Annotated in this window: 12 protein-coding genes; 7 read left to right on the top strand and 5 right to left on the bottom strand. The window is 64.2% G+C overall.

Annotated elements, in window-relative coordinates; genetic code table 11:
* Positions 1–31: 31 nt before the first annotated feature.
* Complete coding sequence (locus BV82_RS03645; protein ID WP_036995562.1) at positions 32–4,987, bottom strand: alpha-2-macroglobulin family protein; 4,956 nt, start codon at positions 4,985–4,987, stop codon at positions 32–34.
* 146 nt (positions 4,988–5,133) lie between these two features.
* Here BV82_RS03645 and BV82_RS03640 point away from each other — a divergent pair, with 146 nt between their 5' ends.
* Positions 5,134–6,474, top strand: a complete 1,341-nt coding sequence (locus tag BV82_RS03640; RefSeq protein ID WP_036995561.1) for an MATE family efflux transporter — start codon at positions 5,134–5,136, stop codon at positions 6,472–6,474.
* A 136-nt stretch (positions 6,475–6,610) separates the two neighbouring features.
* Here the strand turns inward: BV82_RS03640 and speA are convergent, their stop codons facing one another.
* The 4 genes from speA to BV82_RS03620 form a co-directional block, all read right to left on the bottom strand.
* Complete coding sequence (gene speA, locus BV82_RS03635; RefSeq protein WP_010221703.1) at positions 6,611–8,524, bottom strand: arginine decarboxylase; 1,914 nt, start codon at positions 8,522–8,524, stop codon at positions 6,611–6,613.
* Between the two features lie 153 nt (positions 8,525–8,677).
* A complete protein-coding gene (locus BV82_RS03630) occupies positions 8,678–9,049 on the bottom strand; it encodes a translation initiation factor Sui1 (protein WP_010221702.1) in 372 nt (123 codons plus the stop codon).
* Between the two features lie 194 nt (positions 9,050–9,243).
* On the bottom strand, positions 9,244–9,780 hold the full coding sequence (locus BV82_RS03625; RefSeq protein WP_010221700.1) for an NUDIX hydrolase: 537 nt from the start codon (positions 9,778–9,780) through the stop codon (positions 9,244–9,246).
* 4 nt (positions 9,781–9,784) lie between these two features.
* Positions 9,785–10,858: a DUF2333 family protein gene (locus BV82_RS03620; RefSeq protein WP_010221699.1), complete on the bottom strand. Its 1,074-nt coding sequence runs from the start codon at positions 10,856–10,858 to the stop codon at positions 9,785–9,787.
* A gap of 281 nt (positions 10,859–11,139) precedes the next feature.
* Here BV82_RS03620 and BV82_RS03615 point away from each other — a divergent pair, with 281 nt between their 5' ends.
* From BV82_RS03615 to accC, 6 genes are all read left to right on the top strand, one after another.
* The gene (locus BV82_RS03615) at positions 11,140–12,756 is read left to right on the top strand and encodes a response regulator (RefSeq protein WP_010221698.1); all 1,617 of its coding nucleotides are present in this window, start codon (positions 11,140–11,142) and stop codon (positions 12,754–12,756) included.
* A 107-nt stretch (positions 12,757–12,863) separates the two neighbouring features.
* Entirely contained in the window at positions 12,864–14,825 is a 1,962-nt protein-coding gene (locus BV82_RS03610) for a methyl-accepting chemotaxis protein (protein WP_036995560.1), read from the top strand.
* Between the two features lie 164 nt (positions 14,826–14,989).
* Positions 14,990–16,780 carry a protein-disulfide reductase DsbD gene (locus tag BV82_RS03605; protein ID WP_036995596.1) on the top strand — a complete coding sequence of 597 codons (1,791 nt, stop codon included), beginning with the start codon at positions 14,990–14,992 and terminating at the stop codon, positions 16,778–16,780.
* A gap of 171 nt (positions 16,781–16,951) precedes the next feature.
* Positions 16,952–17,404 carry a type II 3-dehydroquinate dehydratase gene (gene aroQ, locus BV82_RS03600; protein WP_010221695.1) on the top strand — a complete coding sequence of 151 codons (453 nt, stop codon included), beginning with the start codon at positions 16,952–16,954 and terminating at the stop codon, positions 17,402–17,404.
* Between the two features lie 98 nt (positions 17,405–17,502).
* Positions 17,503–17,961 carry an acetyl-CoA carboxylase biotin carboxyl carrier protein gene (gene accB, locus BV82_RS03595; RefSeq protein WP_036995559.1) on the top strand — a complete coding sequence of 153 codons (459 nt, stop codon included), beginning with the start codon at positions 17,503–17,505 and terminating at the stop codon, positions 17,959–17,961.
* Between the two features lie 17 nt (positions 17,962–17,978).
* Positions 17,979–19,334: an acetyl-CoA carboxylase biotin carboxylase subunit gene (gene accC / locus BV82_RS03590; RefSeq protein WP_010221693.1), complete on the top strand. Its 1,356-nt coding sequence runs from the start codon at positions 17,979–17,981 to the stop codon at positions 19,332–19,334.
* The last annotated feature ends 20 nt before the right edge of the window (positions 19,335–19,354 follow it).

The following is a 19,354-nucleotide window of genomic DNA, read 5'->3' as shown; positions in this document are numbered from 1 at the left end:
GCGGATTCATCCGCTCCCACAAAGCCCTCTGTCAGCGGCCTTTGACTACCAGTTCGGCAGGCGTCTCGCCCACCGCGTTGTAGTTCGGCCGGTACATCGACTCGACCTGCGGCGGCGGTACCTTGTAGGTCCCCGGGGTCACCGCGCGGGCCAGGTACAGCAGGTGGGTGGTGGAGTAGTAGTCGATGTTCAGCGCCGCTACGTAGCGGTCATCGCGAAACTCCTGATGCACCACGTTGGCGTTCTGCATCGACTCTCGCCATTCCTTCACTGCACTGCTGGCGTTCTCCAGACTGGCCGCACTTTGCGCCAGGTTCTGGTTTTCCAGCTCCAGGCCCGCCGGCAGCAGGTCGACCACCAGGGCGTCCGGCACCTGGGTGTTGGCCGTCACGGCCAGGTGCACCAGCACCAGGTCACCGCTCTTGAGCGCCTTGATGTCCAGTGCCTGGCCATTCATACCGAGGAACTCGCGGCGGATGGTCATGCCGCTGCCACGGGCAACCGGGGCCTGACGCGGATAACCGGACAGGGTCAGTTGCTGGAACAGAGTCTCGCTGCCTTCGTTCTGGATGGTCAGCGGCGAAGCCAGCAGTGGGCCCTCGAGTTTCATCCCCGATTGCTCGGGATTGAACTCGCGCACTTCACCGGCGCTGTCCAGGCGCGCCGACCATTTGCTTTCCGGCTTGCCCAGCAGACCACGACCGGCAAGGAACAGCGCGTTGCGCTCCTGAGTCGACAGCCAGCGGTTACCCGCCATCTGATCGGAGAGCTCGAACAGCCGTGCATCGACCTTGTCGCTGGCCAGGTTGTTCTCGGTGAGCAGCGACAGGATCAGCGCCTGGTCACGCACGGAGCTGCCGTAGTCGCCCAGCCAGGTGTTTTCGTTGCGGGTGACGGCAAGGCCGGCCTGCAGCGCCTGTTGCCCACGCGGCTTGTCGCCCATCTTGTCCAGGGCGATGGCCAGTTGTACCAACGGCAGGCCCGAGCGCGAATCGCTGCGCCGCTCGAACAGGCTGCGCAGGGCGCCCAGCGGCGCCTGCTGGGTACGCGCCAGCACCAGGGCGGCGTAGGCCTGCACGGCGAAGCGGCTGTGCTCGGAGTTCTGGCTGTAGTTGACCTCGATCAGGTTGCGCTCCTGCAGGTAACGCAGCAGACGCTCGCTGGCCTTTTTCAGGGCCTCGGGCGGTACCGCATAACCTTGCTCGCGGGCGCGCAGGAGGAAGTCGGTGACGTAGGCGGTCAGCCAGAACTCTTCCTGGTCATCGGCGCTCCACAGGCCGAAGCTGCCGTTGTAGCGCTGCATGCCCAACAGGTGCTCGATGCCCATCTCGATCTTGCGCTTGCGCACGTCCGCCGCTTCACCCTTGATACCGAGGCGCTTGAGGGTCGCGGCATCAGCGTACAGCGATGGGTACAAGCCACTGGTGGTCTGCTCCAGGCAACCATACGGATAGGCTTCGAGGGCGCGGATCTGTTCGGCCAGGTTCAGCGGTGGGCGGCTCGACAGGGCCAATGAGGCTTCAAGGCCGGCGGGTTCGAACAGTGCAAGATCTGCGTCGGGCAAGGTCCAGGGTTGGTCTTTGAGGGCGACGCGATAGTGCTGCAGCATCGCCGGGTAGGCCGGGCGAATGCCCAGGGTCCAGTCGCGGCTGAAGGCCGTGGCCGATTCGCCCGGCAGTTGCAGGCCCTGCACGTCGACCTTGACCTTGCCCTGGCCCAGGCCACCGCTGGCCTGCACCGGCACCAGCAGGGTGACGCGCTTGCCTTCGGTGAGGTTCAGGGTCTGTTCGGCGGCGCCGAGCAGGTTCAACTGGCCTTCGGTGCTCAGGCGCACGGTCAGGTTCTGCGCCTTGCCCGACAGGTTGGACAAGTCCAGGGCCAGGGTGGTGCGGTCGCCACCGGCGAGGAAGCGCGGTGCCGAGAGCTCGGCGATCAACGGTGCGGCAACCACGGTCTTGCCTTCGGCCATGCCGTAGCGCTCGCCGGTCCAGGCCTGGGCCATCAACCGCAGTTCACCGTTGAAGTCGGGGATATCGACCGTGGCTTCACCTTCGCCCTTGTCATTGAGGGTGACCGGGGCGCTTTGCTTGGCGACGATGGTCACCGTGGTGTTCGGGCGCTTGCCGCCCTTGGCCATGGCGGCGTCACCACCGAAGGCCAGGCTGGCCAGACGGCCCTGCCCGGCTTCGATCAGTTGGCCATAGATGTCCAGCTGGTCGGCGCCATAGGCCTTGCGCCCGAACATACCGGTGAACGGGTCGGGGGTAGCGAATTCGGTGATGTTAAGGATACCCACGTCCACTGCCGCCAGCAGTACATGCACCTGTTTGGGCACGCTGCCGTCGGCATTGCGCGCCTGTACCTTGACGGTCAGCGGCTGCTTGGGACGCATCTTCTCCGGCGCGCTGAGGGTGACGGCCAGCTTACGTTCGTGACGATCCAGCGGCAGGTGCAGCACACCTACGGCGCGCTTCGGCGTGGCGTTGACCTTGCGCTCACCCGGGCGGATCACCAGGGCGCTGACATACAGGTCATGGCGCGCCCACTTCGGATCGAGCTTGACGGCGAAGCTCTTGCCTTCGGCCGGCACGTCGATTTCTTCCCACCACAGCGGGCCTTCGCTGGACTCGACCATCAGGTAACCGGTGCCTGCGGCAGGCGGCGTGACGGTGATGTTGGCGGTGGCGCCATCGGCGTAGGACGGCTTGTCGAGGGCCAGCTTGACCTGATCGGGACGCACGGCGCCGCCGTCGGCGTTGTCCTGGGCGCGGTAGCCGGCCCAGAAGCGTTCGCTCGACACCAGACCGGTCTGCGGGTCTTCGACCTCGACGCGGTACGGGCCCCAGTCAACCAGGAAGTTGACCCGCGCGGTCGAGCCGGCTTTGACATTGACCGTCTCTTCGTTCTGGGTCAGGTACTTCTCGTTGTAGTTGTAGCTCCAGCCATCGCTCTGCGAGTAGTTCCAGTAGTAGTCGCGACGCTCACGGATCAGGCGAACCTTGAGGTTGTTGACGGCCAGCTTGTTGCCTGCGTCATCGGCCACCAGCACTTCGAATTCCACCGGGCCTTCGCCGTCGGTCTCTTCACCGTCGAACAGGCCGCGCAGGCCAGGCAGGCGCCCGGCCGGCCAGATGGGTTGCTCAAGACGGCGGGTGATCGGCCGGCCACCGGACTCCTGCAGGCTCGCCTGCACGGTCAATTGCAGCGGCGAACGGGCTTCGGACCATTTGCTTTCGATGTTCAGCGTGGTTTTGCCCGCGGCATCGAGGGTAACCTCGTCCAGCTCCAGGTCCTGGCTCAGTTCCTCCTCGGTGATCGAACCGAACTTGTAGCCAGGCAGCGCCGGTACCGCTTCACGCAACGGGCGCACATAAGCCTGGCCGCTCAGGCGGTTGCCCGAGGCCGGGGCGCCATACAGGTAGCGACCATTGACCTTGATCTGCGCGGTCTGCTCCGGGCTCAACGGCTTGTCGCTGCCCTTGAGCTCCAGGGCCAGGCGCTCGGGCAGGAAGTCTTCGACGAGGAACTCGAACACCTGCTTCTTGCCGCCACCGAGGTCGAACAACAACTGCCAGCGCCCGGTCGGCGCTTCATCGGCCAGTTGCAGTTGGTACTGATAGAAGCCATTGGCATCGGCTTCCCAGACGAACTTGCGGCTGATCTGCTCATCCGGGCGGCGGACTTCCACGGTCACCGGTTGCGGCTTGAGCGGGCGGCCATCCTGGTCACGCAGCAGGCCGTTGAGCAGCACGGTTTCACCCGGGCGATAGAGGTCACGCGGGCCGAACACGAAGAACTGCAGCGGGTTGGCCTGAGGGCCGGTGATGTCGAACTCGGCCAGGTCCAGGGCAGCGCTGTTCAGGCGCAGCATGGTGGTGTGCACGCCCTGGTGGGCCAGCAGGGTTTCAGCCTTGGGCGGCGTTGGCAACTGGGCGTGGCCGTCGCTGTCGGTCTTGGCCTGGGCCAGCACGCGGCCTTCGCCGTCGAGCAGTTCCAGCTCGACGCCGCTCAGCGCCTTGCCGCCTTCCAGGCCCTGGGTGAAGACATCCATGCGGTTCTGGTAGCGATGCGCCGAGACGCCGATGTCACTCAGGGTGAACAGCGTCGCCGGTTGCGAATAGTCATAGGTGCCGGACGCGCGCATCACCGCCAGGTACACGCCGGGCTCTTGCAGCGGCTTGATCCCGGCAATCGGCAGCAGTACGGTCTCGCGGGTGTTCTTCGCCGGGTTGAGGTCGAAGCGGCCGCTGTAGACCAGCTCGGCCATGTCCAGGGTTTCCTTGGACTGGTAGTAGTACAGGCTGCTGTTGCGGCCCCAGGCGGCGAGGAACGGCGAGAGTTTGTCAGGCTTGATGCGGAAGAACTCGACATCGACCTTGTTGACGTTCAGGGCGATCACCGGCAAGCCTTCGGCCAGGCGGGTCGGCAGCAGCGAGCCACGGCTGGCGAAGCCGATGGTCGACTGCATGTCGCGGGTTTCCAGGCGGCTGATCGACTCGGCGGGCAGGCGCTTGCCGTTGACCGCGAGCAGGCCGGCGTCGATGGTCAGCACCAGCTTGCGCTGCGGCTCCAGGTGGCGCAGGCGCAGCTCCATCTTGTTGGCGGAGAGTTCCCAGGCGCCGTCGACCTTGCCTTTGACGGTATCGACCAGGTGCACCTTGTCGGCGAAGTTCTGCTGGTCATCCAGCGGCACCGAGAAGGTCAGGGCCAGGGCGCTGGCGCCATCGACCTGCACCTCCGAGACATCCACCACGCTCAGTTCGCGGCCGGCATAGCGCTTGGCCAGGGTCGCGGCATCGTCCTTGACCGGAGCGGGTTTTGCCGCTTCCACTTGCGCCGCCGGGGCGGCCGGAGCCGGGGCTGCGGGTTGGTCCTGGGTCTGCGCAGGCGGTTCGACGGGGGCCGGCGCCGGTTTATCCGGGGCAGACGAATCGCAGGCACTGAGCAAGGCCAGCGCGCAGGCCAGCAACAATCCTTTGTTGAGCATGGGAGTAGTAACTCTCGGGCAGCGGAATCTTAGGCGTGCACTATATATCAACCGCGCCGCAACGGTGATACGGCGAACGGATGTGAGACGGCCTTCGCACGATTTACTAGCGCAGCGGCTACAATGCCGGCTTGCCAGGAGCCTCCATGTCCCGTTTGCTGACCGACTGGCGCGACCGCCCGACCCATATCAAGGTCTGGGCGCTGGCCGCGCCGATGATCCTTTCGAATATTTCCGTACCATTGGTGGCCCTGGTCGACACCGCCGTGATCGGCCACCTGCCCCATGCCCATCAATTGGGTGCGGTGGCGGTGGGCGCCAGCCTGTACACTTTCCTGGCCTGGGTCATGGGCTTTCTGCGCATGGGCTCGACCGGATTCGCCGCCCAGGCGGCGGGCCGTGCCGACGGTGCGGCGTTGCGCCAGGTGTTGCTGCAGGGCCTGTTGCTGGCGCTGTTGTTTGCCCTGCTGCTGGGCGTGCTGGCCCTGCCGTTCAGCCACTTGGCCCTGCAACTGATGCAGCCCACGGCGGCGCTGGAGCAATCGACCCACGACTTCTTCCAGACCCGCCTGCTGGGCCTGCCGGCGGCGCTGGCCAGCTTCGCCCTGGTCGGCTGGTTCCTCGGCACCCAGAACGCCAGGGCGCCGCTGGCCATCCTGCTGACCACCAACCTGTTCAACATCGCCCTCAACCTGTGGTTCGTGCTCGGCCTGGAGTGGGGCGTGATCGGTTCGGCCCGCGCCTCGGTGATTGCCGAGTGGAGCGCCGCCCTGCTCGGCCTGGCCCTGACCCGCCCGGCCCTGCGCGCCTACCCCGGGAAAATCGCCTGGGCGTTGCTGGCGCGCTGGCAAAGCTGGCGGCCGCTGCTCAGCGTCAACCGCGACATCTTCATCCGCAGCCTGGCGCTGCAGGCGGTGTTCTTCCTGATCACCGTACAAGGTGCACGCCTGGGTGAAGCGACGGTGGCGGCCAACGCCCTGCTGCTCAATGGCCTGTTGCTCACCGCCTATGCCCTCGATGGCCTGGCCCATGCGGTCGAAGCGCTGTGCGGGCATGCCATTGGCGCGGGTGATCGCCAGGCGCTACGACGTTCATTGACCGTCGCCTGCGGCTGGTCGTTGCTGGCCAGTTGCGGCTTTGCCGTGTTGTTCCTGCTGGCAGGGCATCTGTTCATCAACATGCAGACCGACATCGCCAACGTACGCGAAACCGCCTACCAGTACCTGCCGTACCTGGCACTGCTGCCGTTGATTGCGGTGTGGAGCTATCTGCTTGATGGTTTGTTCATCGGCGCCACGCGGGCGCGGGAGATGCGCAACGGCATGCTGCTCAGCGTACTCATCGCCCTGCCGGTCGCCTATGTCGCCCGCGACCTGGGCAACCACGGCTTGTGGTTGGGGTTTCTGCTGTTCATGGCCTTGCGCGGGGTGACGCTGGGGGTGATGGGCTGGCGGTTGCAGCGGCGGGATGGGTGGTTTGTGCGGTAGTTTCTGGGTCTGCTGCGCAGCCCATCGCTGGCAAGGCCAGCTCCCACAAGAGTGCGGCACTGCACCTGTGGGAGCCGGACTTGCCGGCGATGGGGTCGACGCGCAGCCAGCGACTGCACGCGACCCGCACCACTGATCAGCTCGACAGGTAAGACGAGCGGGTCAGCCCCAGACGCAACGCGTCGAGGAACTGGGTCTTCTCACGGGCAGTGATCTTGGCGCTGGCACACTTGTCGCGGTAGTGGGTCATCAACTCCTCCGGCGACAGGTGCACGTAACGCAGCATGTCTTCGATGGTGTCGTGGGTCTCGATACCGGCGTGGTACACGCTGCCGTTCGGGTTCTGGTAAATGTTCACCGAGTCGGTGTCACCGAACAGGTTGTGCATGTCACCAAGGATTTCCTGGTAGGCACCGACCAGGAAGATACCCAACAGGTAGTCCTCTCCCTCGTTGATCCCGTGCACCGGCAGGCTGGTCTCGATGCTCTGCTCGTCGACGTACTGGTTGATCTTGCCATCCGAGTCGCAGGTCAGGTCCTGCAGCACGGCGCGGCGCAGCGGCTCTTCGTCCAGGCGATGCAGCGGCAGGATCGGCAGGACCTGGCCGATCGCCCAGGTGTCCGGCAGGCTCTGGAATACCGAGAAGTTGCAGATGTACTTGTCGGCCAGCTTGTCGTTGAGCTCGTCCAGCACCTGGCGATGCGAGCGCTGACGGGCCTTGAGCGAGTTGTGCAGGCGCCGGCAAACGGCAAAGTAGCATTGCTCGGCCAGGGCTTTCTCGGCCAGGGTGATCTTGCCGTCGGCGTACTGGGCCGCCACGTCGCTCATGTAGTGGGTGGCGCGCCAGTAGGTCTCGGTGACCATCTCGATATCGGTCGGGCCGAGCAGGTCGACCAGCCACTGTACGGTCTCGGGCAGGTTTTCCTTGTTCTCGATCAGCGGCACTTCGTCGTTGTGTTTTTCGACATCGGTCACCTGCACCACCAGCATGGCGTGGTGCGCGGTCAGCGAGCGGCCGCTTTCCGAGAAGATGTGCGGATGCGGCAGGCCCTGGGCATCGCAGAACTCCTTGAGCATGCCGACCACGACACCGGCGTAGTCATCCATGTCGTAGTTGATCGAGCTGGCGTTGCGCGAGTGGGTGCCGTCGTAGTCCACGCCCAGGCCGCCGCCGACGTCGATGTGATCGACCGGCAGGTTCAGTGCGCGCAGCTCGCCGTAATAACGGATGGCTTCCTTGAAACCATGCTGGTAGTCGGCCAGGTTGGCGATCTGCGAGCCCATGTGGAAATGCAGCAGGCGGATGCCCTGGTCCAGGCCGGCATCGCGAAAGCGCTGCACTACCGAGATCAGTTGCGCGGCCGAGAGGCCGAACTTGGACTTCTCGCCACCGGTATCGGCCCACTTGCTCGAGGCCAGCGACGACAGGCGCACGCGCAGGCCGATCTGCGGCTTGACCTTGAGCTCGGCGGCTTCCTCGATCACCAGGGCCACTTCCGACTCTTTTTCGATGACGATGAAGACGTTGTGGCCAAGTTTCTGCCCCATCAGCGCCAGGCGGATGAACTCGCGGTCCTTGTAACCGTTGCAGACGATGGTGCCGCCTTTCGGCGCCAGCGCCAGCACCGCCAGCAGCTCGGGCTTGGAGCCGGCTTCCAGGCCAATGGACACGTTCTGGGTGGCGATGATGTTCTCGACCACCGCTTCCTGCTGGTTGACCTTGATCGGGTACAGCGCGGTGTACTGGCTCTGGTATTCCAGGCGCGCGATGTTGGCGTCAAAAGCGCCAGTCAGCTGGCGCACGCGGTCCTGGAGGATGTCCGGGAAACGGACCAGCAGCGGCAGCGAAAGGCCACTCTTGCGCAGCTCGTCAACCTGCTCGAACAGGTCGATCGGCGCACTGCCTGGCCCGTTCGGGCGGACTTCGACGCGCCCGGCCTCGTTGATTGCGAAGTAACCGGCCCCCCAATGGCGAATGCCGTAAACACTGCGGCTGTCCGCAACTGTCCATTGGCTGCCATCGTCTTTGCGTGTGCGTCGTACGGACATTGAAGTCCCCTATATAGAAAGTCGAAAAACACCGGCCTGCATGGGGCGGGCGCAGTGTAAAACCTGAAAGTGACGATTATCCGTGTTCAGGGATAGACCCTTCCTACGGGAACGAGTTTAGAAAGCGAACTGCAAAAAATCGCGATGCAGTCTTCAGCCGCCGGACTTTTTCGCTTTGAAGCCCTGTTTGATCAGCTCGGCCAACAACAGCTCGACATGATCGCCCTGGATTTCGATGACCCCGTCTTTCAACGCGCCGCCGGTTCCGCAGCGGCGCTTGAGCGTGCTGGCCAGATCCTTGAGCTGTTCCAGGGGCAGCGGCACGCCGCTGATGGTCGTCACCGTCTTGCCGCCACGGCCCTTGCTTTCGCGGCGCACGCGAGCAATGCCATCGCCTTCGGGGATGAGCGTCTGTTTGCAGATGCAGGCATCTATGGGTTTGCTGCAGTCCGGGCAATGCCGGCCTGCATCAGTGGAGAACACCAGGCCACCCAGGGCGGCGAATGATGCGGCTTTCTTGGCCACTTTTGATCCTCTACGGTGAGGATAAAAACTGGTCGACGCCCCTGGCGGGGTACCGACCGCGAAGCCCCACTCTGGCAGGGGCAGCGCAACTGCCGCATGAAGCGTGCGGCAGCCTTAAAAGGCCGCGCAGTGTAACGATAAATGTCGCGAATGCTAAGTACAAAACTGCGCCATTTTGCATGTGAATCGCGACGTCAGGCTTGACGGTCGATATAGCGCTGCAAAGCAGCCAGCGAATCGGGGCAATATGGCTGCTGCCGACTGTCGGCCAGGGCCTGTTCGACGGGGATGAAACGCGCTTCGCTGACCTCTTCCGGCTGCAGGCGCAAAGGCCCGTCCCAGACCGCCGAAAACACCGCGCACCAGAGCCGGTTGCCAGGCTGGTCAAAGAAAAAGCATTCGTGGGCCGTGAGCTCGACCCCGGCCACCCCGAGCTCTTCTTCAAGCTCGCGGGCCGCCGACTCGGCAAAGCTTTCGTCGGCCTGGACCATGCCACCGGCGGCGACATCCCAGTAACCCGGGTAGATCGCCTTGCTCTCGGTGCGCCGGTGCACGCACAGCTCACCAACGGAGTTGAACAGCAGGATGTAGGTACCGCGCCCGATCAGGCCGCGTTCACGTAGCTCGGCGCGGGGCAAGGCGCCGAGCAACCGGTCGTTTTCGTCGACCCAGGCGATACGTTCGCGGTCGGAGGCGGCGCGGTGCGCCGCCTCCTGCTTGGAGATCGACACCGGTTCAGCCCTGGGTCAGCAGTTGACGCAGGTCGATCACCGCAGCGTTGGCCCGCGAGATGTAGTTGGCCATCACCAGCGAATGGTTGGCCCACATGCCAAAACCGCTGCCGTTGAGCACCATCGGGCTCCACAGCGGTTCCTGCGAGGCTTCCAGCTCACGGATGATCTGCCGCACGCTGACCGTGGCATTCTTCTTCGCCAGCACGTCGGCGAAGTCGACCTCGATGGCGCGCAGCAGGTGCGACAGCGCCCAGGCCTGGCCGCGGGCTTCGTAGAACACGTTGTCGATCTGCAGCCATGGGGTTTCGACCACTTCCTCGTCAACCTGCGGCACCTGGCCCGGCACCACCGATTCAGTCTTCAGGGTGCTGTTGAGCTTGACCCGGCCAACGCTCGCCGACAGCCGCTGCGACAGCGAGCCCAGGCGGGTGGCGACGTCGCCCAGCCAGTTGTTGAGGTTGTCGGCACGGGTGTAGAACAGCGCGCCCTGCTGGTCCGGCGAGGCCAGGCGGTTCTGGTAGCGGGTCAGGGAGTTGATGCCTTCCTGGAACTCGGATTCGCTCGACGGCAGGATCCAGCTCTTGTTGTCGAAGTTGAAGCGCGGCTCGGCCTTGGCCAGGTCCGCATCTTCGGTGGACTGCGACTGCGAGCGGGCAAAGTCCTTGCGCAGGGCACGGCTCAGGTCACGTACCTGGACCAGCACGCCGTATTCCCAGCTGGGCATGTTGTCCATCCACAGGCCTGGCGGGAAGCGGTCGTTGGAAATGTAGCCGCCGGGCTTGTTGAGCAAGGTGCCGGCCACGGTCTTGAGCGTCTCGATGGTGGTGTAGCCGACGACCATCTGCTTGCCGGTTTTTTCGGCGGCCGCCTGGGCGTTCTGCTGTACCGGGAACAAGTCGGGTTCGGCGCTCCAGTACCAGCCCAGGCCCACGCACACCAGCAGGTACAGGCCGATCAGCGAGCCCAGGGCGCGGCTGAACAGCAACCCGCCGAAATAGCTGCGGGTGGCGGCGGTGCGCGGCTCGACCCGCTCACGCGCCTCGGCTTTGCCTGTACGGTTTTTCCAGTCCAGCATGGCGTTGTCCTTTCAGTCACGTCGGTTCAAGGGGTTCGACCGCAACCCCCGGGCTTCGTGCCAGCGCGATGGCGTTTTGTGCCGCGCGCCACCTGCCGGGGTCGGCAAGTATCGCTGCACTATAAATCAAGCACGGCGGTTCGCATAAGCGACTATTGGGTCAGCAAATGAATAAACGGACTTGTACAGTTTATTGATACAAGGCACTCGATTGCCGGGAAAGTGGTGCTAGCATAGAGCCATCACTCGACCTCAGCCTCACCCTTATAAGTAGTCAGGACATGACCGAGCCAGAAGACCCCAATCGTGAGCGCCTCAAGCAACACTTTGCCCAGCGGGTCATTCATCAGGCCCGGCAAATCCTCGAAATCTGGCAGCGCCTGCAGCGCAGCGAGTGGTCCACTGGCGACCTGGGTGAGCTGTGCGAGGCCAACCTGCGCCTGCAACGCTATGCCGAGCGCTTCGAGCAGCCCGAGCACAGCCAGTTGGCCGAAGCCATCGGCCATACCCTGGAGGCGGTCGAGGCCAACAGTGCGCGCCTGAGCAGCCAACTGATCAGCGAACTCAACCGGCTGATGCAGCGTCTGTCGCGCACCGGCCTGCGCCAGGGTGACCAGCTTGAGCAAGTGCCGCTGCCCCCCTTGCGCAAGCCGGTGTACATCATGCTCCAGGACCACGACCGCGCTGAGCGCCTGGCCCAACAGCTGGAATTCTTCGGCTTGGGTGTACAGGCCTTGTACAGCGCAGCCGCATTCCAGGCGACCATGAGCGAACGGCTGCCTTCGGCGATCGTCATGGACGTCGACTTCACCGGCCCCGGTGTCGGCCTGCAACTGGCGGCCCAGGCCCAGCAAGGCCTGGAACAGCGGTTACCGTTGCTGTTTTTCAGCCTGCACGAGACCGACACCCCGACGCGCCTGGCCGCCGTACGCGCCGGCGGTCAGGAATTTCTCACCGGCACCCTGGAAGCCTCGAGCCTGCTGGAGAAAGTCGAGCTGCTGACCAGCGTCACCCAGTACGAACCCTTCAAGGTGCTGATCATCGACGACTCGCGGGCCCAGGCCCTGCACACCGAGCGCCTGCTCAACAGCGCCGGGATCGTCACCCGCACCTTGATCGACCCGATCCAGACCATGGCCGAGCTTGCCGACTTCCAGCCCGACCTGATCATCCTCGACATGTACATGCCGGCCTGCACCGGCACGGAACTGGCCAAGGTGATCCGCCACAACGACCGTTATGTCAGTGTGCCGATCATCTACCTGTCGGCCGAAGACGATCTGGATAAACAGCTCGACGCCATGAGCGAGGGTGGTGATGATTTTTTAACCAAACCGATCCGCTCGCGACACCTGATCACCACCGTGCGCAACCGCGCCGCCCGTGCGCGCAACCTCAAGGCACGGATGGTGCGCGACAGCCTGACCGGGCTGTACAACCACACCCATATCCTGCAACTGCTGGAAGACTGCAGCTTCCGCGCACGCCGCGAAGAACAGCCGCTGAGCTTCGCCATGCTCGATATCGATCACTTCAAGAAGGTCAACGACAGCCATGGCCACCCCATGGGTGACCGGGTGATCAAGAGCCTGGCGCTGTTCCTCAAGCAGCGCCTGCGCAAGACCGACTTCATCGGCCGTTACGGCGGAGAAGAGTTCGCCATCGTCATGCCCAACACCGACCTGGGTGCCGCGCACAAAGTGCTCGATGAGATTCGCCGGCGCTTCGCCGAGATCCATTACCCCGCCCAACCTCGCGACCTGTCCTGCACCTTCAGCGCCGGCGTTGTACAGTTGAGCGAAGGTCTGGATGCCCTGAGCATGGCCACCGCCGCCGATGAGGCGCTGTACCGCGCCAAAGGCGCCGGACGCAACTGCGTACAACGGGTGGAAGCATAAAGGCAAAGTGCCAGTTTTTTTCGCAAAACCGCCCGTCTCGTCATAACCCGGTCATAAAAACGCAATAACTTCAGGCGCTTACCATTCGGCCGTTGGTAGACCCGGACATGCGCCTGAAGCTGCTTACCAATTTCAATACCCTGTTGCTGGTTACCGTGTGCATCGCCCTGGGCGCGACCCTGTGGTGGTCGCAGCGCGCCCTGGAGCGCCCCTACTTATTAATGGAGCGCTACCTGTCGCTGTCGCAGCAATTCCAGAACCAGGCCGCACGCAACATCCAGGACTACCTGAGCAGCGGCGACGCCCTGCGCCATGCCACGGCGGTGCAAGCCACCGCCGCCCTGCAGGCCGAACTCGAACAATTGCCAGCCGCGCTTGCAGCCCGGCTGCGCCCGAGCCTGGACAACCTGCAGCGCTTCACCGCCAACGAACTGCTCGGTGCCGGCAAGCTGGCCGGCGATCCCCAGGCCCTGCTGCTCCAGGCCGAACGCGAGCTGGGCGCCAGCCTCGAACAACTGGCCAATTATGCCCAGAGCAGTACCCGTAGCGATGCCGGGCGTTATGCACCGGCGCTGTTCAACGCCTCCCTGCACCTGTCACGGCTGTCCCTGGCCCGCGACAAGCTGGTCAGCAGCGGCCGGAGCGAACTGGCAGATGAAGTCGAGCGCGAACTGCAGCAGATCGCCGCTCAGGCCCAGGTACTTGAGCAGTTGCCGCTGCTGGGCGTAACCGCCGCCCGCGAATCCAGCGCCGATGACTTTGCCGCGCTGATGGGCCTGGAAACCCAGGCCAGCACCGAGGCCGAAGACCGTGGCGTGGCGCTCAAGCGCGAGCTCAACAGCCTGATCAAGCGCTACCCGGGCGAACTGCAGCGTACCCGCGAACAGATCCAGCAGCGCAGCGCCCTGGCGAACAGTACCTTCGAGCGCATCGCCGCCGTTCAGCAGGCCATCGCCGAGCTCGAACCCGGCGTGCGCAGCCAACATGCCGCCATCCAGGGCGAAGTGCGGGTGATCCAGGGCCTGATGATCGGCCTGATCCTGCTCATCGCCCTGCTCATCGACACCCTGCAGCGGCGCCTGGCACGGGTGCTGACCAACCTGGCGCCGGCGCTGTCGCGCTGGGCCGAGGGTGACTTCGGCCAGGCCATTGCCCTGGGGCGGAGCAACCGCGAGATGCATGACATCCAGGACTCGCTCAATCGCCTGCGCGCCTACTTGGTGGAGCTGGTCGGCACCATTCGCCATAACGCTGAACAAGTCGCCGGCAGCAGCCACGCCCTGGCCGGCATGAGCAGCGCCCTGCACGATGGCGCCGAACGCCAGGCCGGCGATACCGCGCAAATCCGTGATGCCCTGGGGGAACTGGAAGCAACCATCCTGCAGGTGGCCGGCGATGCCAGCCAGGCCGCCGACGCCAGTCATGACGCCGGGCGCGCCGTGGAGCAGGGCCAGGCGGTGATCGGCCAAAGCCTGACCGGGCTGCGAGCACTGGTCGATGAGGTGCAGGGCAACGCACAGATGATCGAACAACTGGCGCAGGAGTCGGCAACCATCGGCAGCGTGCTGACGGTCATCCGCTCGATTGCCGAGCAGACCAACCTGCTGGCCCTCAATGCGGCGATCGAAGCGGCGCGGGCCGGGGAAATGGGCCGTGGTTTTGCCGTGGTCGCCGAAGAGGTGCGCTCACTGGCGCAGCGCACCACCGGTGCCACTGGCGAGATCCAGACCTTGATCGGCCGCTTGCAACAGGCGGCACGCGACTCGGTGCAAGGCATGCGCGCCCAGCTCGAACATGCCCAAATCACCGCCGATCAGGCCCAGGCGGCAGATGGCGCGCTGGATGAAATTGTCGCGGCGATCCAGACCATCTCCGCCACCGCGGTACGGATTGCCGATGTCACGGCCCAGCAAAGTGGCGCGGTGAGCGAGATTCGCGATCACAGCGAACGGATTCATGGCCTCGGGGAGGACAACCTGCAGCGTATTGGCGAGGGCCGTGAGCAGGGTGAGCAATTGCTCCGGCTTGGGGGGGAGTTGAACACGGCGGTGCGGGCGTTTCGGCTCTGATCCAAGACGGTGGCGCCACCATCGCCGGCAAAGCCGGCTCCCACAGTAGATCTGCATCCACCGGCCCTGTGGGAGCTGGCCTTGCCAGCGATGCAGGCGCCGCGTAACTGCACGTAACGGCGCAGTCCGCTATCATGCAGGCACTTTTGTACTGCGAGACCGCCATGCGCCGCCTGCTTTGCCTCCTGTTTCTGCTCCTGGCCTTGCCCGCCGCCGGTGCCGGCCTGCTCGACAATCGCCCCAGCGCCACCCTGGGCGCGGCGTCGCTGAACAACAGCGCCGATTTCCTGCCGGTGCACGAAGCCTTCAAGCTGAGCCTGGTGCAGGATGAAGGGCAAAGCCTGAAGCTGCGCTTCGTCGCCGCCGATGGCTACTACCTGTACCGCCACCGCTTCCAGTTCCGCAGCGAACCTGCCGACATCGCCCTGGGTACGGCACAGATCCCGCCCGGTGAAGCCAAGCACGACGAATTCTTCGGCGACGTCGAGGTCTACCACGGCATCCTCGACATCGAAATCCCCCGCCCGGCCAACGAACAGCGCCCCTTCACCCTGCTGGTCGGCTACCAGGGCTGTGCCGACAAGGGTCTGTGCTACCCGCCGGAAACCGCGCGCCTGAGTGTCGATGGCACTGCGAGCAGCGCTTTGCCAGGCGCTGCGGCCGTCGGCAAAGCCGGGTGGGACTGGCAAAGCCTGCTGCTGTTCTTTCTCGCCGGCGTCGGCCTGACCTTCACGCCCTGTGTGCTGCCGATGCTACCGATCCTCTCCGGGGTGGTATTGCGCGGCCAGGCCAGCGGTTGGCGCGGGTTTGCCCTGTCGCTGGCCTACGTGCTGCCGATGGCCGCCTGCTTCGCCCTGCTGGGGGCGCTGATGGGCCTGTTCGGCGCCGGCCTTAACCTGCAGGCGCGCCTGCAGTCGGTCTGGGTGCTGGTGCCGTTTGCGCTGTTCTTCGTGCTGTTCGCCCTGGCCATGTTCGGCCTGTTCGAGCTGAAACTGCCCCATGCCATCAGCAGCCGCCTGGAGCGCCTGGTGGGCCAGACCAAGGGCGGTTCGCTGATCGGCGCGGCGATCCTCGGAGTGTTCTCCAGCCTGCTGGTGTCGCCGTGCGTGTCAGCGCCACTGGCCGGCGCGCTGCTGTACATCAGCGCCAGCGGTGATGCCCTGGGCGGTGCGCTGAAACTGTTCGCCCTGGGCTTGGGCATGGGCGCGCCACTGCTAGTGATCGCGACCGGCGGCGCAGCCTGGCTGCCAAAGAGCGGGCCGTGGCTGGTGACGGTGAAAAACGCAATCGGCGTGCTGTTGCTGGGCCTGGCCATCGGCCTGCTCAGCCGCGTGCTGCCGGGCCAGGTCACGCTGTTGCTGGTCGGCCTGCTGGCCGCTGGCACCGCGGTGTTCCTCGGCGCCCTGGAGTTCACCCTGAAAACCACCCGCCAGCGCCTGGCGCAGTTGTTCGGCCTGGCCCTGCTGTTCTATGCCCTGGCCTGCTGGTACGGCGCCTTGAGCGGCCAGACCGACCCGCTGCGCCCGTTGCCTCAGGCAGGCATTGCCAGCACCGGCGCAAGCGTCCAGGCCAGCAGCGCCAGCGACTGGCAGACCCTCACCACCCCGGCGGCGCTGGACAGCGCCCTGGCCGCCGCCAAGGCTGCCGGCCAGCCGGTGCTGTTGGACTGGTACGCCGACTGGTGCATCAGTTGCAAGGTGATCGAGCATGAAGTGCTCAATGCCCCGGCGGTGCAAGCGCAGTTCAAGGAGTACAAGCTGCTGCGCTTCGATATCAGCGAAAGCAACGCCGAACAGCGCGCCCTGCTCGACCGTTACCAGCTGTTCGGCCCGCCCGCGCTGCTGTTCTTTGCTGCGAACGGCAGCGAAATGAGTGCTGATCGTGTGGTTGGCGAGATAAACGCCGGCGAATTTGCCGAGCATCTGACGCGCATTCGCGCCAATCTGGGTCTATAACTTCCTCTGGCCGCTAAAAAGCCAAAATCAATGACCGAAATTAATAAAGTAGTCACATATTTAGCGTGAATATCGGTCATCGTGCTGGCTATTGCCGGTAACTGGACAGTGCCCGCCGGTTTACGGCATAGTCGCCGCGCAAAGTTTCCTAACGATAAAAAGGAACCACAGATGGCAACGCTACTGGTGCTGCACGGCCCCAACCTGAACCTGCTCGGCACCCGCGAACCGGGCGTCTATGGCGCCGTGACCCTGGCCCAGATCAACCAGGACCTGGAGCAGCGCGCCCGCGCCGCCGGCCATCACCTGCAGTACCTGCAAAGCAATGCCGAGTACGAATTGATCGACCGCATCCATGCTGCGCGCGGTGAAGGCGTGGACTTCATCCTGATCAATCCGGCGGCTTTCACACATACAAGTGTCGCATTACGTGACGCGTTGCTGGCGGTGAGCATCCCATTCATCGAAGTGCATCTGTCCAACGTGCACAAACGCGAACCTTTTCGCCATCACTCCTACTTCTCTGATGTCGCCGTAGGGGTGATTTGCGGCCTGGGTGCCACGGGTTATCGCCTGGCCCTGGAGTCTGCCTTGGAACACCTGGCTGCTAACGCAAAGCCCTGATGACGAGACCCTGGCCTACGGGCCTGGGCTCACAAGAAACGTTTGCTAACACGTTTTTATATTTACGCCCCTGACCGAACCTTGGGAGTTGATGATTAATGGATATCCGTAAAGTCAAGAAACTGATCGAACTGCTGGAAGAGTCTGGCATCGACGAGCTGGAGATCAAGGAAGGCGAGGAATCCGTACGGATCAGCCGCCACAGCAAGACTCCAGCCCAGCAGTACTACGCTCCGGCTCCAGTCGCCGCTCCTGTTGCCGCACCAGCAGCCGCACCTGCCGCCGCCGCGCCAGCCGCCGAAGCCGCCGCACCGAAACTGAACGGCTCCGTTGCCCGTTCGCCAATGGTCGGTACCTTCTACCGCAAAGCCTCGCCTACCTCGCCAGCCTTCGTTGAAGTCGGCCAGACCGTGAAGAAAGGCGACACCCTGTGCATCGTCGAAGCCATGAAGATGATGAACCACATCGAAGCTGAAACCAGCGGTGTGATCGAGTCCATCCTGGTAGAAGACGGTCAGCCGGTTGAGTTCGACCAGCCGCTGTTCACCATCGTTTGAACCGCGGAGAGCCAACGATGTCTGCGAAGCTGGAAAAAGTCCTGATCGCCAACCGCGGGGAAATTGCCCTGCGGATCCTGCGTGCCTGCAAAGAGCTGGGCATCAAGACCGTCGCCGTACACTCCACGGCTGACCGCGAACTGATGCACCTGGGCCTGGCAGACGAGTCGGTCTGCATCGGTCCTGCTTCGGCCAGCCAGTCCTACCTGCACATCCCGGCCATCATCGCCGCGGCCGAAGTGACCGGCGCTACCGCCATTCACCCGGGCTACGGTTTCCTCGCGGAAAACGCCGATTTCGCCGAGCAGGTCGAGAACTCCGGTTTTGCCTTCATCGGCCCGAACGCCGACACCATTCGCCTGATGGGCGACAAGGTTTCGGCCAAGGACGCGATGATCAAGGCTGGTGTTCCAACCGTGCCGGGTTCCGACGGCCCGCTGCCGGAAGACGAAGAAGAAGCCCTGCGCATCGGCCGTGAAGTCGGCTACCCGGTGATCATCAAGGCCGCCGGTGGCGGTGGTGGTCGCGGCATGCGCGTGGTGCACAAGGAAGAGGACCTGATCTCCTCGGCCAAGCTGACCCGTAGCGAAGCGGGCGCCGCCTTCGGCAACCCGATGGTCTACCTCGAGAAGTTCCTGACCAACCCACGTCACGTGGAAGTCCAGGTCCTGTCCGACGGCCAGGGTAACGCCGTGCACCTGGGTGACCGCGACTGCTCGCTGCAGCGCCGCCACCAGAAGGTCCTCGAAGAAGCGCCAGCACCGGGCATCGACGAGAAAGCCCGCCAGGAAGTCTTCGCCCGCTGCGTCAAGGCGTGCGTCGACATCGGCTACCGTGGCGCCGGCACCTTCGAGTTCCTCTACGAGAACGGTCGTTTCTACTTCATCGAAATGAACACCCGTGTTCAGGTGGAGCACCCAGTTTCGGAAATGGTCACCGGTATCGACATCGTCAAGGAGATGCTCAGCATCGCCGCTGGCAACAAGCTGTCGTTCACCCAGGATGACGTGGTGATTCGTGGTCACTCCCTGGAGTGCCGGATCAACGCCGAAGACCCGAAGAAGTTCATCCCGAGCCCAGGCACGGTCAAGCATTTCCACGCCCCGGGTGGCAACGGCGTTCGCGTCGACTCGCACCTGTACAGCGGTTACGCGGTTCCACCGAACTACGACTCGCTGATCGGCAAGCTGATCACCTACGGCAAGGACCGCGACGAAGCCATGGCGCGCATGCGCAATGCCCTGGACGAGATCGTCGTCGACGGCATCAAGACCAACATCCCGCTGCACCGCGACCTGGTGCGTGATGAAGGTTTCTGCAAAGGCGGCGTCAACATTCACTACCTGGAACACAAACTGGCTAACCAGGAGTGATTCGGCAGTGATGTGAAAAA

The sequence above is a fragment of the Pseudomonas donghuensis genome, assembly GCF_000696345.2.
Classification (GTDB): Bacteria; Pseudomonadota; Gammaproteobacteria; order Pseudomonadales; family Pseudomonadaceae; genus Aquipseudomonas; species Aquipseudomonas donghuensis.
Note: the sequence above shows the minus strand (reverse complement) of the source record. Positions and strands in the feature narration are given on the sequence as shown.

Bases quoted from the DNA above. Each gene is read 5' to 3' on its own strand.
- BV82_RS03645 (WP_036995562.1), bottom strand. From the start codon at position 4,987: ATGCTCAACAAAGGATTGTTGCTGGCCTGCGCGCTGGCCTTGCTCAGT.
- BV82_RS03640 (WP_036995561.1), top strand. From the start codon at position 5,134: ATGTCCCGTTTGCTGACCGACTGGCGCGACCGCCCGACCCATATCAAG.
- speA (WP_010221703.1), bottom strand. From the start codon at position 8,524: ATGTCCGTACGACGCACACGCAAAGACGATGGCAGCCAATGGACAGTT.
- BV82_RS03620 (WP_010221699.1), bottom strand. From the start codon at position 10,858: ATGCTGGACTGGAAAAACCGTACAGGCAAAGCCGAGGCGCGTGAGCGG.
- BV82_RS03615 (WP_010221698.1), top strand. From the start codon at position 11,140: ATGACCGAGCCAGAAGACCCCAATCGTGAGCGCCTCAAGCAACACTTT.
- BV82_RS03610 (WP_036995560.1), top strand. From the start codon at position 12,864: ATGCGCCTGAAGCTGCTTACCAATTTCAATACCCTGTTGCTGGTTACC.
- BV82_RS03605 (WP_036995596.1), top strand. From the start codon at position 14,990: ATGCGCCGCCTGCTTTGCCTCCTGTTTCTGCTCCTGGCCTTGCCCGCC.
- aroQ (WP_010221695.1), top strand. From the start codon at position 16,952: ATGGCAACGCTACTGGTGCTGCACGGCCCCAACCTGAACCTGCTCGGC.
- accB (WP_036995559.1), top strand. From the start codon at position 17,503: ATGGATATCCGTAAAGTCAAGAAACTGATCGAACTGCTGGAAGAGTCT.
- accC (WP_010221693.1), top strand. From the start codon at position 17,979: ATGTCTGCGAAGCTGGAAAAAGTCCTGATCGCCAACCGCGGGGAAATT.